Annotated in this window: 11 protein-coding genes; all 11 read left to right on the plus strand. The window is 54.1% G+C overall.

Annotated elements, in window-relative coordinates; translation table 11 throughout:
- Positions 1-9: 9 nt before the first annotated feature.
- The 11 genes from ptsP (at position 10) to recD (ending at position 18,104) form a co-directional block, all read left to right on the plus strand.
- Entirely contained in the window at positions 10-2,256 is a 2,247-nt protein-coding gene (gene ptsP, locus BIY29_RS06455; protein WP_121574334.1) for a phosphoenolpyruvate--protein phosphotransferase, read from the plus strand.
- A gap of 220 nt (positions 2,257-2,476) precedes the next feature.
- Complete coding sequence (lgt, locus tag BIY29_RS06460) at positions 2,477-3,343, plus strand: prolipoprotein diacylglyceryl transferase (protein ID WP_121574335.1); 867 nt, start codon at positions 2,477-2,479, stop codon at positions 3,341-3,343.
- 36 nt (positions 3,344-3,379) lie between these two features.
- On the plus strand, positions 3,380-4,174 hold the full coding sequence (thyA, locus tag BIY29_RS06465) for a thymidylate synthase (protein ID WP_121574336.1): 795 nt from the start codon (positions 3,380-3,382) through the stop codon (positions 4,172-4,174).
- Positions 4,175-4,350: 176 nt separating this feature from the next.
- Positions 4,351-4,872, plus strand: coding sequence for a prepilin peptidase-dependent protein (locus BIY29_RS06470; protein ID WP_121574337.1), 522 nt, complete (start codon positions 4,351-4,353; stop codon positions 4,870-4,872).
- On the plus strand, positions 4,866-5,447 hold the full coding sequence (locus tag BIY29_RS06475; RefSeq protein ID WP_121574338.1) for a prepilin peptidase-dependent protein: 582 nt from the start codon (positions 4,866-4,868) through the stop codon (positions 5,445-5,447). The genes BIY29_RS06470 and BIY29_RS06475 overlap by 7 nt, the downstream gene beginning before the upstream one ends.
- Positions 5,444-5,899: a YgdB family protein gene (locus BIY29_RS06480; RefSeq protein ID WP_240630003.1), complete on the plus strand. Its 456-nt coding sequence runs from the start codon at positions 5,444-5,446 to the stop codon at positions 5,897-5,899. The genes BIY29_RS06475 and BIY29_RS06480 overlap by 4 nt, the downstream gene beginning before the upstream one ends.
- Positions 5,883-6,281 carry a prepilin-type N-terminal cleavage/methylation domain-containing protein gene (locus BIY29_RS06485; protein ID WP_420808409.1) on the plus strand — a complete coding sequence of 133 codons (399 nt, stop codon included), beginning with the start codon at positions 5,883-5,885 and terminating at the stop codon, positions 6,279-6,281. The genes BIY29_RS06480 and BIY29_RS06485 overlap by 17 nt, the downstream gene beginning before the upstream one ends.
- Positions 6,282-6,318: 37 nt before the next feature.
- Entirely contained in the window at positions 6,319-9,708 is a 3,390-nt protein-coding gene (gene recC / locus BIY29_RS06490) for an exodeoxyribonuclease V subunit gamma (RefSeq protein ID WP_121574339.1), read from the plus strand.
- Positions 9,709-9,746: 38 nt separating this feature from the next.
- Entirely contained in the window at positions 9,747-12,707 is a 2,961-nt protein-coding gene (gene ptrA / locus BIY29_RS06495; RefSeq protein ID WP_121574340.1) for a pitrilysin, read from the plus strand.
- Positions 12,704-16,252 (plus strand): exodeoxyribonuclease V subunit beta, encoded by a 3,549-nt coding sequence (gene recB / locus BIY29_RS06500; protein ID WP_121574341.1) that lies wholly within the window; start codon positions 12,704-12,706, stop codon positions 16,250-16,252. Before ptrA ends, recB begins: the two co-directional genes overlap by 4 nt.
- Positions 16,245-18,104 carry an exodeoxyribonuclease V subunit alpha gene (gene recD / locus BIY29_RS06505; protein WP_121574342.1) on the plus strand — a complete coding sequence of 620 codons (1,860 nt, stop codon included), beginning with the start codon at positions 16,245-16,247 and terminating at the stop codon, positions 18,102-18,104. Before recB ends, recD begins: the two co-directional genes overlap by 8 nt.
- Position 18,105 lies beyond the last annotated feature (1 nt).

Here is an 18,105-nt window from a genome sequence, read left to right on the forward strand (position 1 = left end):
CAGCTCATCATGCTCACGCGCTTGCGAGAAATTGTCGAAAAAGTAGCGGCGGCGTCCCGCCTTAATGATGCGCTGGACATTCTGGTCAATGAAACCTGCCAGGCAATGGACACGGAAGTCTGTTCAATTTATCTGGCCGATCACGATCACCAATGCTACTACCTGATGGCCACGCGTGGGTTAAAAAAACCGCGTGGGCGTATCGTCACGCTGGCATTTGGGCAAGGGGTGGTCGGTCTGGTGGGGCAACGGGCAGAGCCGATTAATCTGGCGGATGCCCGTAAGCATCCCAGTTTCAAATATATTCCGGCGGTAAAAGAGCAACATTTCCGCTCTTTTCTGGGCGTGCCGGTTATCCATCGCCGTCAGTTGCTGGGGGTTTTGGTGGTACAGCAGCGTGAACACCGACAGTTTGATAAAAACGAAGAGTCGTTCATGGTTACGCTGGCTACGCAGATGGCGGCCATTCTTTCCCTGTCGCAGATTAAAACCTTGTTTGGTCAATACCGTCAGGCGCGAATTAAAGCGCTGGTGGCCTCGCCCGGCGTGGCGATCGCTCCCGGCTGGCAGGATTGCAGTCAGCCTTCTCTGGATCAGGTTTTTCCGGCGTCAAGTCTGGATAGTGAGCGAGAACGTTCCCGGCTAATGCAGGCATTAGAGGAAGCAACGGCAGAATTTCGGCGCTTCAGCAAACGCTTCAGCGCCAGTGCGCAAAAAGAGAGCGCCGCCATTTTCGATCTGTATTCTCATCTACTCAATGACGCTCGCCTTAAGCGTGAACTGTTTCAGGAAGTGGATGCCGGTAACGCGGCGCAGTGGGCGGTCAAACTGGTGATTGAGCGTTTTGCCGCGCAGTTCGCCAACTTGCAGGATACCTATTTACGCGAGCGCGCCGGCGATTTACGCGCCTTAGGGCAGCGGTTGCTGTTTCATCTTGACGATAATGCGCAAAGTATCGGGCAGTGGCCTGAACGCTTCATTCTGGTTGCCGATGAACTGACGGCAACACTGCTGGCGGAGCTACCGCCGGAGCGGCTGGCGGGGGTGGTGGTATTCGACGGCGCGGCAAATTCTCATGCGGCTATTCTGGTGCGGGCCATGGGGATCCCCACTCTGGTCGGTGCGGATATTCAGCCTGAACTGCTTCATCAGAGGTTGCTGATTATCGATGGCTATCGCGGTGAGTTGTTGGTGGAGCCTGAACCGGTATTGGTGCAGGAATACCAGCGCCTGTTGATCGAGGAAAATGAGCTGACCCGTTTAGCGGAAGGTGACATGGAACGCCCGGCCGTATTGAAAAGCGGCGAGCGTATTGACGTGATGCTGAATGCCGGGTTAAGCGCGGAGCATGAAAAACTTTTCATTAATCAGGTTGATGGCGTAGGGCTGTATCGAACTGAGATCCCCTTTATGATGCAGAGCGGCTTCCCGTCTGAAGATGAACAAATGGCCCAATATCAGAGCATGTTACAGCTTTATCCCTCGCGTCAGGTGGTGTTGCGTACGTTGGATATTGGCGCAGACAAGCCATTGCCTTACCTGCCAATCAGTGAAGAGAACCCGTGTCTTGGCTGGCGCGGCATCCGTATTACCCTCGATCAGCCGGAAATATTTTTAATTCAGGTTCGCGCCATGCTGCGGGCGAATGCGCATATCGGCAATCTGAATATTCTGTTGCCGATGGTAAGCAGTCTGGATGAGATTGATGAGGCTCGCCGTCTGATTGGCCAGGCGGCAGGTGAAGTTGAGGAGCTGCTGGGATTCCCTCAACCCAAACCCCGTATCGGCATTATGCTCGAAGTGCCATCGATGATTTTTCTGTTATCGCATCTGGCTGCACGCGTCGACTTTGTTTCCGTGGGCACCAACGATCTTACCCAGTATCTACTGGCGGTGGATCGTAATAACGCTCATGTCGCCTCTCTGTATGACAGCCTGCATCCGGCGATGTTGCAGGCGTTGAATATCATCGCCATCGAGTGCCAGCGGCACCATATCGCGGTTTCTGTGTGTGGTGAAATGGCGGGGGAACCGCTGGGCGCATTAATGCTGCTGGGGTTGGGTTATCGCACGCTCAGTATGAATGGCCGCAGCGTGGCGCGGATTAAATACCTGTTGCGCCAGATCGATTTACCCGAGGTACGGACTTTGGTTGAAAAATTGCTGCAAGCCCAGAGCGCCAGTGAAGTCAGGCAGTGGGCATCTATCTTCATCGAAGATCGCGGGCTGGGTGGGCTGATACGCGGCGGGCGTTAATTATTTTCCCAATGGTTGCGCCACGTTGCCGCTCTTTTACCGCTACGCTTGCGCAAAAAAAATATTTTACAGAACTTTTCCCACCCGGATAACCAACGGATTCGGCGCGCTATGCTATGATTCGCCACCGCGGTTTGCAGGAAAGAATCAAACGTATTCCTGCCCTGTTATCCTTCTGGCCTAGTCGCCGGGGACAATACAACAAAATATGTGGTGAACGATGACGACGAGTTACCTGGCGTTTCCTCAGTTTGATCCCGTGATTTTTTCAATTGGTCCGGTGGCTTTGCACTGGTATGGACTGATGTATTTGGTTGGGTTTGTGTTTGCCATGTGGCTGGCGGTGCGCCGTGCCAACAAACCTGGCAGCGGCTGGGCCAAAGACGAAGTTGAAAACCTGCTGTATATGGGCTTTCTCGGCGTATTTGTCGGTGGTCGTCTGGGCTATGTGTTGTTCTATGCGTTCCAGTCGTTTCTGGATAACCCACTCTATTTATTCAAAGTCTGGGATGGCGGAATGTCGTTCCACGGCGGTCTGATCGGTGTGATCGCCGTGATGCTGTGGTTTGCCCGCCGGACCAAACGTCACTTCTTTCAGGTGGCTGATTTTATTGCACCGCTTATCCCCTTTGGTTTGGGGGCTGGCCGTCTGGGCAACTTCATCAATGGTGAACTCTGGGGACGCGTCGCCACGGATACGCCCTGGGCGATGTTATTCCCCGGTTCACGCAGCGAAGATCTGATGTTGTCTGCCAGTAATCCGCAATGGCAGGCGATTTTTAATCAGTACGGTATTCTGCCGCGCCACCCGTCTCAGCTTTATGAAATGCTGCTTGAAGGCGTGGTTTTGTTCATCATTCTGAATCTGTTTATTCGTAAACCGCGCCCAATGGGCAGTGTTTCCGGGTTGTTCCTGATTGGCTATGGCGTTTTTCGCTCTATTGTAGAGTTTTTCCGCCAGCCGGATGCGCAACTGGGGTTATTCAGCAATATCCTCAGTATGGGGCAAATTTTGTCGATGCCGATGGTGATAGCCGGAATTCTGATGATGGTCTGGGCCTATCGTCGTCAGCCAGTGCAGCAATAGTCAGCCGTAATTCTTTAATATCCGTGGTGAGGTAATATGAAACAGTATCTGGATCTGATGAAAAAAGTGCTCGAGGAAGGGACACCGAAAGCCGATCGCACCGGCACCGGTACGCTGTCGATTTTTGGTCATCAGATGCGTTTCAATTTACAGCAAGGTTTTCCTCTGGTAACCACCAAACGCTGCCATTTGCGCTCAATCATTCACGAACTACTTTGGTTCCTGAAAGGGGATACCAATGTCGCTTATCTGCATGACAACAAAGTCAGTATTTGGGACGAATGGGCCGATGACAACGGCGATCTTGGCCCGGTCTATGGCAAACAATGGCGTGCCTGGGGGGCAGCCGACGGGCGTCAGATTGATCAACTGAAAACGGTGCTTACCCAGTTAAAACAGGATCCTGACTCCCGTCGCATTATTGTTTCAGCCTGGAACGTGGGTGAGTTGGACAAGATGGCGCTGGCGCCGTGCCATGCATTTTTTCAGTTCTACGTTGCCGATGGTAAATTATCCTGCCAGCTTTATCAGCGCTCGTGCGATATATTCCTTGGCTTGCCTTTCAATATCGCCAGCTATGCATTACTGGTGCACATGGTTGCGCAGCAGTGCGATCTGGACGTCGGGGATTTTGTCTGGACGGGGGGCGATACCCATCTCTACAACAACCATATGGAACAAACGCGCCTGCAATTAAGCCGTGAACCGCACGCCTTGCCAAAGCTGGTAATCAAACGTCGCCCCGACACGCTGTTTGATTACCGTTTTGAAGATTTTGAAATCGAAGGCTACGATCCGCATCCGGCAATTAAAGCTCCTGTCGCTATTTGATGTTGATAAGTTTATGGGCCGCTTTCGTGGCCTTTTTTCCCGGCTTTTCGCACGTTTTTCCTCTCTTCCCGCATCGTTTCTCCGTTGTTGCATCGTTGCAATAAAACATTGCGTATCTTCACGCATAACGTTGTTAATGCTCTGTATTTGTTCAATAAAATTCCTACACTGCTTGCATGAAAATCGTAAATCGACAACTGCGGGGGGTTACCTTGCTGGAATTATTGGTGGTTCTGACGATAGTCGCGCTATTGGCTGGCGGCAGTCTGCATACCTGGGCGGGTTATCAACAGGCGTTGCGCCTGGAACAGGGGGCAAAGCAACTGCTGGATTTTTTAAACCGGGTTCAGGCCAATGCGTATCGGCTTAATGAAACCCGAATGGTACGGCTGATGCGGCAAGATGAATACTGGTGCATGAACGACGGAGTGGGCGGCGGCAGTGAGAGAGTAAGCTGCGGCAAAGGTAATGTGTGCTGTGAAGACAACGGGCGGCAATTTATGCGTGCAAATAAAGATATCGCCGTGTCAGCGTATACCCGCGATACTTTTGCTTTTTACGGTTTGCGCAATGCGGCGCAGGCCGGACACATTACGCTGATGAATTCGGCCGGGAGGCTGCGGCTGGTGATCTCCGTACGGGGCCGTATGCGCCTGTGCAGCGAAGCGCAGCCGGTTCTGGCGATCCCCCTATGTTAAAAGCGCAGCAGCAGGGATTCACGCTGCCGGAGATCCTGCTGGCATTAAGTCTGGGCAGCCTGATTATGCTGTCTGCGGCGCAGCTCTATCCGATACTGCGCACGCAAAGCCAGAACAGCGCCCAGTATTTCCGGCTGGAACAGCTATTCAACCAGGTTGTCTTCGGTATTGAAAAAGATCTTCGCCGGGCCGGTTTTTGCGCCGGAGAGTGTCAGGGGCGGGCAATCAGCATCGGGGAATATCCAGGAGAAATGGCGCAAAGCTGCCTCAATGTATCGTACGATTTGAACCTTAACGGCGTTTGGGATGGTGGAGAGCAGCAGGATGCCGAATCTTTTGGCTACCGGCTGCGTTCCGGCGCATTGGAAATTCAAAGCGGGGCGCACAATTGCCAGGGCGACCGCTGGGAGAAACTCTTTGATCCACGGGAAGTGATACTCACGCAATTCCGTTTGCGACGTCTGGTCGATCGCTCAGGCGCTATGCTGTATGAGTTGCAACTGGCAGGTTACTGGACTAAAAATCCGGTTATTCGGCGGAACATCACCCGTCTGATCGTGGGCCGCAATCAATGAAAACAACCTCGCAGTCTGGCAGCGGTACGTTAGTGATGGTTATGCTGATAGCCATCGTTGGGCTGTTGCTAATGTCCGGCTTACAGCGTCAGCTTGATGCGGCAGTACGGATGGGAAATGATGAACGTCACTACCTGCGGGCATTTAATCAGGCGTTGTCCTCTCTGAACTGGGCAATGAGTGTTCGCTGGCATGATACGCAAGGAGGCTGGCAATGTCAGAGACGAGCCACGGAAAATTTGAAAGCCTGTCTGAGAAAGGCTTCCGATGGTGTGCAGTGGCTATTGCGCGGCGAGGGGCAGATCCCCACGCAGCCGAGTTCGCTGGTGTTGTATCAGCGAGTCGCCTTCTTAACGTCAGCGTCAGAGCGTACCAGGATCCAGCTCGTGTCTCAGGGTTGGCTGGACTTTTGTCCAGATAAGGATAGCGCACGCTGTGCTGACTCAGAATAAGGCACTCGGGGAGTTGTCGTTTCAGCAGCATGGTTTTAGCCTGCCGGAAACGCTGGCGGCAGTATTACTGTTTGCTGTGTCGCTGCTTGGGCTGTTGCAATATCATCAGGTGTTGCAACAGTCGTTCCAGCATCAATGGCAGCAGCGCCAGGCGTGGCGGCTGGCTGCCCAACAGTTGGAAGCGTATGAAGCAGGAATGAAGTACCATGCAATGGCTCCGGCGCTGGGAAGTGGGTGGCAGCTCAATCTGTTGGAACAGGCGCAGAGTGCGGACTGCCGCAGGGCGACTGCAACGGTAATCACGCCACGACATTATCAGGCACAGCTCACCCGTTGGTTTTGTCAGACGGCAACCACCCCCGCCATGCGACATAATCCGTAACGGACCATAAAGTACAAGCAGCAGGACAGGAGCCAGAATGTTTACGGTGTACCATTCAAATCAGTTGGATATCTTAAAACGGCTGATGGTCGAGCTGATGAAACGTCAGCCGCTGCCAGATCCGTTTCAGCGGGAAATCATTCTGGTGCAAAGCCCCGGTATGGCACAGTGGTTACAGATTGAGCTGGCTGAACATTTCGGTATTGCCGCCAATATTCATTTTCCTCTGCCCGGCGTTTTTCTGTGGGATATGTGCCGTCATGTTCTGGCTGATATACCGAAAGAAAGTGCTTTCAGTAAAGATTCGATGACCTGGAAATTGATGCATCTGTTGCCTGAACTGCTGGAACAAGCTGATTTTGCTCCATTGCGTCATTATCTACAGGATGATGGCGACCAGCGTAAACGTCACCAGCTCGCCGGGCGCATCGCCGATCTTTTCGATCAATATCTGATTTATCGTCCAGAGTGGATCAACCTGTGGCAACAGGGAAAACAGGTTGACTCACTGGGGGGCAACCAGCCGTGGCAGGCCGCATCATGGTGTGCGCTGCTGAATTATACCCGTAAGCTGGGCCAGCCTGAGTGGCATCATGCCAATCTATACCAGCGCTTTATCAAAAAGCTGGAGCAGGCGAAAACCTGTCCCGCCGGGTTACCGCCGCGGGTATTTATCTGCGGTATTTCTGCCTTGCCGCCGATATACTTGCAGGCGCTGCGGGCGCTGGCCCGGCATATTGATGTTCACTTGCTGTTTACCAATCCCTGTCGCGATTACTGGAGTGACATTCAGGATTATAAGTTTCTGGCCAGGCTGAAAACCCGCAATCGACAGTTGTACTGTCGGGATAACACACAGCCTGCTGATTACCGCCCACTGTTCCGCGATCCGCAACAGGCTGATTCACTGTTTAACACTGAAGGTGAGCAGTGGGTGAATAACCCGCTGCTGTCCTCCTGGGGGAAGTTAGGCCGCGATCATCTTTATCTGCTGGCTGAGTTGGATAATGTGCAGGAGGTGGACGCTTTTGTTGATCTGGATGGCGATAACCTGCTGCAAACAATACAGCGCGACATCCTGGAGTTGGAAGATCATGGCGTGGTGGCGCGCAGTCAAGCCGCTCTGGAAACCAGTACGCAAAAACGTCAGTTGGAACCTGATGATCGCTCCATTGATTTGCACGCCTGTCACAGCCCGCAGCGTGAAGTGGAAGTATTGCACGATCAACTGCTTGCCATGATGACCGACAACCCGGATTTTACGCCCCGCGACATTATTGTCATGATGGCGGATATCGACAGCTATACGCCGTTTATTCAGGCGGTGTTTGGCAATGCAGCAGAAGATCGTTATCTGCCTTTTGCCGTTTCCGATCAGCGGGCGCGACATGCCCACCCTGCATTAGCGGCGGTGATTAGTCTGCTTGATTTGCCCAACAGCCGCTTTACCGCCGAACAGGTGCTGGCTTTGCTGGAAGTGCCGGCACTGGCGGCCCGTTTTGGCATTGGGGAAGAAGGGTTGCGGCGTTTGCGCCTGTGGGTGGTGGAGTCCGGTATCCGTTGGGGGCTGGATGATGACAATGTGCGTGAGTTAATGCTGCCGGCAACCGGGCAGCATACCTGGCGTTTTGGGCTGACGAGAATGCTGCTGGGCTATGCCATGGACAGCAATGCCGGTGACTGGCAAGGAGTGCTGCCTTATGACGAATCCAGCGGTTTGGTTGCCGAGCTTGCCGGTCAGTTGGCTGAACTGCTGATGCAGCTTAACCGGTGGCGGCATCGTTTGCAGCAATCGCGTACGCTGGCTGAATGGCTGCCTTTATGTCGTCAGCTGATTGATACTTTTTTTGACGCAGACAGTGACACGGAAGCGGCGTTGACGCTGATCGAAAAACAGTGGCAACACATCATCGGTATGGGAACCGCTGCCCGTTACCCGGAGCTTGTACCGGTTTCGCTGTTGCGTGACGAGCTTTCCCGCCGGCTCGATCGGGAACGGCTCAGTCAACGCTTTCTGGCTGGCGCCATCAACTTCTGTACGCTGATGCCAATGCGCTCCATTCCATTCAAAGTAGTGTGTCTGCTGGGAATGAACGACGGCGTCTATCCACGGACTTTGCCACCGCTTGGGTTTGATCTGATGGGGCGGCAAATTAAACGTGGCGATCGCAGCCGACGTGATGACGACCGCTATCTGTTTCTGGAAGCGCTGCTTTCGGCGCAGCACAAACTGTACATCAGCTATATTGGCCGCTCGATACAGGATAATACCCGTCGTTATCCTTCCGTATTGGTCAGCGAATTGGTTGAGTACATTGCGCAAAGCTATTACCTGCCGCAAGACAAAGATTGCGACATTGATACCAGTGCGGAACGTGTCGCACGCCATTTGTGTCACGAACATAGCCGTATGCCGTTTGACGCGAAAAACTTTACCCCCCCGGCGCCGATAAGCTTTGCGGCAGAATGGCTGGCGGCGGCAAGCAGACAGGGGCAATCGCAGCCTGATTTTGATCAGAAATTGCCATTGGAACGTTATACCGATATCAGTCTGGACGATCTGAAGCGCTTTTACCGCCACCCGATCCGGGCTTTCTTCCAATTGCGGCTGGGCGTGAATTTCATGCTGCAAAATGATGAGCTGCTTGATGAAGAGCCCTTCACCGTGGATAACTTAAGCCGCTATCAGTTGAATACCGAACTGCTGAATACCCTGATAGCAGAGGGCGAACCTGAGCGGTTGTACCGACGTGTCCGTGCGGCAGGCGGGCTGCCGTATGGTGCGTTCGGTGAGCTTTACTGGCAGGCCCAGCAACAGGAAATGTCAGATCTGGCTGAACGTATACGCGAAGAGCTGGCGCCGGGCAAGGCGGGCAATCTGGAAGTGGATATCCGGCTCGATGGCGTGCGCCTCAGCGGTTGGGTGGGCCAGGTGCAGCATGATGGGCTGTTGCGCTGGCGACCGGGAAAACTGTCAATGACGGACGGCATTACCCTGTGGCTGGAGCATCTGGCCTGGTGCCTGACTGGCGGTCAGGGGGAAAGTCGGATGCTCGGGCGTGAAAAAACCGTCTGGCGTTTTGCCTCCATGTCCGCAGAGCAGGCGCGGGAATATCTGCAACTGATGCTGGCAGGCTATCAGCAAGGGATGAATAAACCGTTATTGCTGCTGAATAAGTCGGGCAGCGCGTGGTTAACCCAGTGCTATAACCGTGAAAGTGACAGTATTCAATGGGATGAGGAAACGCAAAGCAAGGCGTGCGCCAAACTGCTACAGGCCTGGCAGGGCAATATGGGCATGATGGGTGAGGGAGAAGATTACTACCTGCAACGGATTGTCCGTGAGTTGGATGAAAGGCGTATGAATGAGGTTATCGACGCGGCGCAAACCTGGTTACTGCCGCCGATCCGTTCTAATCTGGTTTGATTTATATGAAAATCGATTGAAAGGCTATGGAGAAATACATGCGTAAGCAGTTTGTCTGGATTACCGGATTGTTTTTTTTATTCACGCTCTGGCTTCCGTTGAGTTGGGCTGAGACAGGTTGGCTGCCTCTGGCTCAAACTATCCGTAAAAGTGAGAAGGATCCGCGTCAGTATCAGGCGATAAAACTGGATAACGGGATGACCGTGCTGTTGGTTTCCGATCCGCAGGCAACGAAATCTCTGGCCTCGCTGGCATTACCGGTAGGATCACTGGAAGATCCCGATAACCAGTTAGGTCTGGCGCACTATCTTGAGCATATGGTTTTGATGGGTTCCAAACGCTATCCGCAACCGGAGGCCCTGGCGGAATTCCTGAAAAAGCACGGCGGCAGCCACAATGCCAGCACTGCGTCTTATCGTACGGCGTTCTATCTGGAAGTTGAAAATGATGCGCTGCAACCGGCGGTTGATCGTCTGGCGGACGCCATTGCTGAACCCTTACTTGATCCGGTTAACGCCGATCGGGAACGTCATGCGGTGAATGCGGAAATGACTATGGCCCGCTCCCGAGACGGTCATCGTATGGCGCAGGTGGGGGCCGAGACATTAAATCCGGCGCATCCCAGCTCGCGATTCTCCGGCGGTAATCTTGATACCCTGAGCGATAAGCCAGGCGGCAAGCTGCATGACGAATTAGTGAAGTTTTATCAGCGTTATTACTCGGCCAACCTGATGAAAGGGGTGATTTACAGTAATCGGCCTTTAGCGGCGCTGGCAACGCTGGCAGCGGAAACTTTTGGCCGCATCGCCAATCATGATGCCAGCGTCGCACCCATTACCGTACCGGTAACCACCGAAAAACAGCGCGGCATCATGATCCATTATGTTCCGGCCCAACCACGCAAACAGTTGCGGATTGAGTTCCGGGTGGCAGACAACAGCCAGGCATTCCGCAGCAAAACGGATACTTATATCAGCTATCTGATCGGCAACCGCAGCCAGAACACGCTATCCGACTGGTTGCAGAAAGAGGGGTTGGTTGAATCAATTGGCGCAGGCTCGGACCCGGTTATCGATCGTAATGGCGGCGTCTTTACGATTTCGGCATCGTTAACGGATAAAGGGCTGGCACAGCGCGATGAAGTTATCGCGGCAATATTCAATTACCTGCAACTGGTGCGCCGGGAAGGTATCCAGCAGCGCTATTTTGATGAGATAGCCCATGTGTTGGATCTGGACTTTCGCTATCCCTCTATCAGCCGCGATATGGATTATATTGAGTGGCTGGTGGATACCATGTTGCGGGTGCCGGTCGAACATACGCTGGATGCTGTGTATTTGGCCGACCGATACGATCCGCAAGCGATTGCCGAGCGGCTGGATTATATGACCCCGCAGAACGCCCGTATTTGGATCATCAGCCCGAATGAACCACATAACAAAGTCGCTTATTTTGTTGGTGCGCCTTATGAGGTCAAAAAGGTATCCGCCGAAACTTTTTCCAGGTGGCAAAAACTGGAGCAGAAAATTTCACTGACATTACCCGCAATCAACCCCTACATCCCGGATGATTTTTCCCTGATCAAAGCGGATACCGGCATTACGCATCCGAAAATGTTGTTGCAACAGCCGGGGTTACGTGTGTTGTATATGCCCAGCCGCTATTTCGCGGATGAACCAAAAGCGGATATCACGCTGTTGTTGCGCAATAAAGAGGCCCGCAGCACGGCCCGCAATCAGGTTTTGTTCGCGTTGAATGACTATCTGGCCGGGCTGGCGTTGGATGAGTTGAGCTATCAGGCATCAGTTGGCGGCATCAGTTTTTCCACCACCAGCAATGATGGCCTGGTGATCAACGCCAATGGTTTTACCCAGCATTTGCCTCAGCTTTTATTGGCGCTGGTGGACGGCTATTCCTCTTTCACCTCAACCGAAGAGCAGTTTCAGCAGGCAAAATCATGGTATCTGGAACAGTTGGCGTCAGCAGAAAAAGCCAAAGCATTTGAACAAGCCATGCAGCCAATACAGGCGCTGTCGCAGGTGCCTTATACTGAACGTTCCGAGCGCCGCAATCTGTTGAAAGATATCAGTTTGCAGGACGTTGCGCGTTACCGGCAGGATCTACTGCAAAAAGCGACGCCAGAAATGCTGGTGGTAGGTAATTTACGGCCTGAACGGGTGACGGAACTGGCGCAGACGTTAAAGACCCGCTTAAACAGTGGCGGAGAAACCTTGTGGCGTAGCGATGATGTTCAGATCGATAAAACGCAACTGGCCAATCTGCAACGTCCGGGCAGCAGCACCGACTCTGCGCTGGCGGCGGTGTATGTTCCGACAGGATACGGCGAAATTCAAAGTATGGCCTTTAGCTCGGTGCTGGGGCAGATTATTCAGCCCTGGTTCTACAACCAGTTAAGAACGGAAGAGCAGCTTGGTTATGCGGTATTTGCCTTCCCGATATCCGTCGGGCGTCAATGGGGCGTGGGTTTCCTGCTGCAAAGTAACAGTAAACAGCCTGCCTATCTGTATCCGCGCTATCAGGACTTCTATCAAAAAGCGCAAACCCGGCTGCGTGAAATGAAGGCTGAAGATTTCGCTCAGTACAAACAAGGGGTGATTAATGAACTCAGTCAGCGTCCACAAACGCTGGATGAAGAGGTCGGGCGCTTTACCAACGATCTGGATCGGGAAAATTTTGCGTTTGATACCCGTGAGAAGCTCATTGCTGAAATTAAGCGGTTGACGGTAGCGCAACTGGCTGATTTTTTCCATCAGGCGCTGAAACCTGAAGGACTGGCGGTGTTATCGCAAATCTCCGGCAGTCATCATGGTAAGCTGGAGTATGCTGCCCCACGGGGCTGGCATACCTATGCTGATGCCTCTTCGTTGCAGAAAACGTTGCCATTGCAACAAGCGCCGGCGATGAGCGCCACTCCTGAGTCTACGCAGCAGCCTTCCCCGGATACAGGCGCGCCAGTCAGCAAGGATGAGCCAAAATGAAGCACGCTGCGCCACAATCATTAAACGTCCTGACGTTGCCGCTGCTGGGGGAGCGGCTGATTGAGGCGTCGGCAGGGACGGGGAAAACTTACACCCTGTCTGCACTTTATTTACGTCTGCTGCTCGGGTTGGGACATCAGTCTGCTTATCCACGGCCATTACTGGTAGAGGAAATTCTGGTGGTGACGTTTACCGAAGCTGCCACGGAAGAGCTGCGTGAGCGTATCCGTGAGAGGATCCACGCACTGCGTATCGCCTGTATTCGCGGGGAAAGTCAGGATCCGCTGCTTACCTTGCTGCTGGCCGAGATCCCCAAGCATACCGACGCCGCCGATACCTTGCTCGCCGCCGAACGGCAGATGGACGAAGCCGCCATCTATACCATTCATGGCTTTTGTCAGCGGACGTTAAGCACCAATGCCTTTGAGTCCGGCGTTTTGTTTGAGCAGGCGCTGATAGAAGATGAACAGCCATTGCGCCGTCAGGCCTGCGCCGATTTCTGGCGTCGCTATTGTTATCCTCTGCCGGTGGATGTGGCACGCGTCGTGGGGTTGGAGTGGAGTGGGCCAGAGAGTCTGCTGGCTGACCTGATGCCTTACTTGCAGGGCGAAACGCCCGTTTTGCGTTTTCCTCCTCAGGAAGATGAAACCCTGCAAAGCCGCCATCAGAAAATTATTTCAATGATTGATGCGTTTAAGCAGCAATGGCTGACCGCCTCGGCGGATCTGGCAACGCTGATTAGTGCTTCCGGCGTGGATAAACGCAGCTACAGTAGTAAGCATCTGCCTAACTGGTTACAGAAAGTCACCCAATGGGCGGAGCAACCAACACAGGATTATCAGTTACCGAAAGAGCTGGACAGATTCAGCCAACAGGCGCTGGCGGAAAAAACCAAAAAAGGTGAACCGCCGGTACATGCCATATTTGAGGCAACAGACAGGTTGCTCCGCGCCTCGCTATCCCTGCGTGATTTAGTGATGGTGCGGGCGTTGAGTGAAATTCGCCGCTCGGTGCGGGAGGAAAAACGCCAGCGGGCAGAACTGGGGTTTGATGACTTACTGAGCCGGCTGGATGAAGCGTTGCAGCAGCCCGCTGGTGAACAGTTGGCGGGCTCCATTCGGGAACGCTATCCTGTCGCGATGATCGACGAATTTCAGGATACCGATCCCCAGCAATACCGGATTTTCCGCAGGCTGTATGTTGGTCAGCCGCAATGTGGTCTGCTGTTGATCGGCGATCCGAAACAGGCGATTTATGCCTTCCGTGGCGCGGACATTTTCACCTATATGCGCGCCCGTTCCGAGGTGAGCGCTCATTACACGCTGGATACCAACTGGCGTTCGTCACACCAGATGGTGCGCGGCGTTAACCGTTTATTTCAACGTATTGACCATCCTTTTATCTTTAAAGACATTCCGTTTCTTGCCGTCGAGCCTGCGGCAGCGAAGCGCGATCTGGTTTTTAATGTGGCAGGCAAGCCGCAGCCTGCGCTTCAGTTGTGGCTGACAGGAACCACGCCGATGGGCGTCGGTGACTATCAGCAGCTAATGGCTCGGCAATGTGCCGCGCAGATCCGCGACTGGCTGGTCGCCAGCCAGCGGAATGAGGCCTGGCTGGAAACCGGTAACGCACGGCGTCTGGTACAGGCGTCTGATATGAGCGTCCTGGTGCGCAGCCGCCATGAAGCCGCGCTGGTACGGGATGCGCTTGGCAAGCTGGCGATCCCGTCGGTGTATCTTTCCAACCGCGACAGCGTATTTGCCACGCCGGAAGCCCGCGACATCCTGTGGCTGTTGCAGGCGGTGCTGACGCCGGAGCAGGAGAGGACATTACGCAGTGCAATGGCGACATCCCTGATGGGGCTGGATGCAAAGGCGGTGGATGCCTTAGGCCGCAGTGAAGCGGTGTGGGATGCTCTGGTTGATGAATTTGCTGATTACCGTGCGCTCTGGCGTCAACGTGGCGTATTGCCCATGCTGCGCGCCTTAATGAGCCGCCATCAACTGGCGGAAAATCTGCTTGCCAGCGTCGATGGCGAGCGCCGGTTGACCGATATTCTGCATATCGGTGAATTATTGCAGGATGCCTCATCGGCACTGGATAGCGAGCACGCGTTAGTGCGCTGGCTGTCGCAGCAGATCACCCAGCCCAACCCACAGGCGGAGAACCAGCAACTGCGGCTGGAAAGCGATCGCCATCTGGTACAGATAGTGACGATCCATAAATCCAAAGGGCTGGAGTACCCGCTGGTCTGGCTGCCGTTCATCAGTAACTTCCGGGTGCAACCGCAAGGGGTTTATCACGACAGAAACAGCTATCAGGCCTTGCTGGATCTGCATAACAGTGAGGAAAGTCAGGTGCTGGCGGAAGAGGAGCGTCTGGCGGAAGATTTACGCTTATTGTATGTGGCGCTTACCCGATCCATCTATCACTGTAGCGTCGGCGTCGCGCCGCTTCAGCGAACGCGCAGGAAAGACGAAAGCAGCGATATGCATCATAGCGCGCTGGGTTATTTGCTCCAGCGTGGAGTAGAAGCGGATGTGGCGACGCTGGTGGCGGAGCTTGAAGGTATGGTGGGTGACGGTGTGGTATTAACGCCGGTACGGCCTGGCGATGACATTCCCTGGCGGCCCGGAGAGCCTGACCGGCCTGAATTGCTGGCCCGCCGCTGTGAACGTATGTTGCGGGATGGCTGGCGGGTGACCAGTTATTCCGGTTTGCAGCAGCACGGTTCTTCCGCCGTACAGGAACTGATGCCGCGTCTGGATATTGAAGCAATGGGGGAACGCCGGGAAGCGCAGGAAATGCAGTTTACCCCGCACACGTTCCCACGAGGTGCTAGCCCCGGTACGTTTTTACATAGCCTGTTTGAAACGCTGGATTTTACCCAGCCAGTTGATGAAACATGGCTGACGGAACAACTGCAAGCGCAGGGGCTGGAGGATAGCTGGCATCCGGTATTGCAACAGTGGATCACCGCCGTTTTAACCACATCCCTTAATGATGAGGGCATAACCCTGTCTGCGCTGGACGCCCGGCATAAGCAGGCGGAGCTTCAGTTTTATTTACCGATTCAGGCGCCGATGCGGGCGGTGCAGCTCGATCGTCTGGCGAAGCAATATGATCCTTTGTCCGCCCAGTGTCCGCCCCTGTCGTTTCAGCAGGTTCAGGGTATGCTGAAAGGGTTTATCGATCTGGTGTTCTGCTGGGAGGGGCGGTATTACCTGTTGGATTATAAATCCAACTGGCTGGGGGCTGACGCCAGCGCTTACACGCAAAGCGCCATGAAGCAGGCAATGGTCGGGCATCGTTATGACTTGCAGTATCAGCTTTATAGTCTGGCGCTGCACCGCTACCTGCGTCACCGCATTGCCAATTATGACTATGAACGCCATTTTGGCGGCGTATTTTATCTGTTTCTGCGCGGTGTTGATGAGCGTTATCCCGGTAATGGGGTGTTTTATTTTCGCCCGCCGGAAGCCTTGGTCGCCGGGTTGGATCAGTTGTTTGACGGGACGCTGATACAGGATGCCAGCCATGATTGAGTTACTCGAAACGGCATTGCAGCGGCGGCTTCTGCGCCCATTGGATATCCAGTTTGCCAGAATGCTGGCGGATGGCGACCATCCCCATTTACTGTTGGCGGCGGCTTGTCTGAGTGCGCAGTCTGGCGCTGGTCATGTCTGCCTGCCGCTGGATAGCTTACAGCCTGCGTTATTGTTTGATGGACGCGATCGCGAACTGGCCCAATCACTCTGGGAGGCCGCCGGGCAACCGGACGCCGCCGGGTGGCGGCAACATTTACTGGCTTCCCCGGCGGTCAGTGACGGCAATCGTCCGGCGCCGCTGGTGCTACAACAGCAAAAGCTCTATTTGCAGCGTAACTGGCAGAATGAAGGCCGGGTCGCGCAGTTTATTGCCCGTGAACATCACGATCTTCCGGTCAATGAGCCGTCTATCCGTGTGGTGCTTGATACGCTGTTTCCCTCTGTCGAAAACCAAACCGACTGGCAGAAAGTTGCTGCCGCAGTAGCCCTGACCCGGCGTATTGCCATTATTTCCGGCGGGCCGGGAACGGGGAAGACCACCACGGTCGCCAAACTGCTGGCCGCGTTGATTCAGCTTAACGCAGGGGCGGCGTTACGTATTCAACTGGCGGCGCCGACGGGTAAGGCGGCGGCGCGTTTAACCGAATCGCTGGGGGCGGCGTTGAATAACCTTTCGCTGAGTCAGGCTCATCATGACGGTTTTCCACAGGAAGCAACCACGCTTCACCGCTTATTGGGCGCGGTGCCAGACAGCCAACGTTTGCGTCATCATCAGGGTAATCCGTTGCACCTTGATGTACTTGTGGTGGATGAAGCCTCAATGGTTGACCTGCCGATGATGGCTAACCTGATTGCCGCACTGCCGGAGCAGGCACGAGTTATCTTTCTGGGCGATCGCGATCAGCTGGCGTCGGTCGAAGCTGGTGCGGTACTGGGTGATATCTGTCGTTTTGCAGAAGCAGGGTATAGCCATACCAGAGCGCAACAGCTACAGCGGTTGACTGGCTGTCAGCTCGACGATAAGGGGCCTGAAAGCCGGATGACAGTGGCCGACAGCATTTGTTTGCTGCGCAGAAGTTATCGCTTTGATCAACATTCCGGCATTGGGCAATTAGCGTTGGCGGTGAATAACGGTGATGACCGGCGTGTTCTTGCTGTTTTGAACGGCTCGTTTACCGATATCGCCTGTCGCCCGTTGGTGGAGACAGAAGATTACCAGCAGATGTTGGCGCAGTGTGTTGCAGGCTACCGTGATTATCTACAGCGCATTGCGTCCGACGCCAGCCCGGATGAGGTGCTGCTGGCTTTCCAGCGTTATCGTCAATTGTGCGCACTGCGCGAGGGGCCATTTGGCGTCGCAGGGCTTAACCAGCGAATTGAACAGGCGTTACATAAAGCCGGGCTGATCCAACTCAGCCGCCATTCACTCAATCGCTGGTATATCGGTCGCCCGGTGATGATCGAACGTAATGATGCGGTATTGGGATTATTTAATGGCGATATCGGTATTGCCATGATGAGTGAAAAGGGCGAAATGCGGGTTTATTTCCAACTGCCCAATGGAAAAACCAAGTCGGTGGCGCCCAGCCGTTTACCGCCGCATGACACCGCTTATGCCATGACGGTACATAAATCGCAGGGGTCGGAATTCGAGCACACCGCCCTGGTGTTGCCGAATCAGTATCTGCCGGTATTAACGCGTGAGCTGGTTTATACCGCCATCACCCGCGCTCGTCAGCGTTTGTCGCTGTATACCGATATAAAGATTTTGTGCCGGGCGGTCAAAACGCCGACCCAGCGCCACAGTGGTCTGGCTGAACGAATCATGGCGCTAATAGCGAAAGAATAAG

The organism is Brenneria alni (assembly GCF_003666245.1).
GTDB classification, from domain to species: Bacteria; Pseudomonadota; Gammaproteobacteria; order Enterobacterales; family Enterobacteriaceae; genus Brenneria; species Brenneria alni.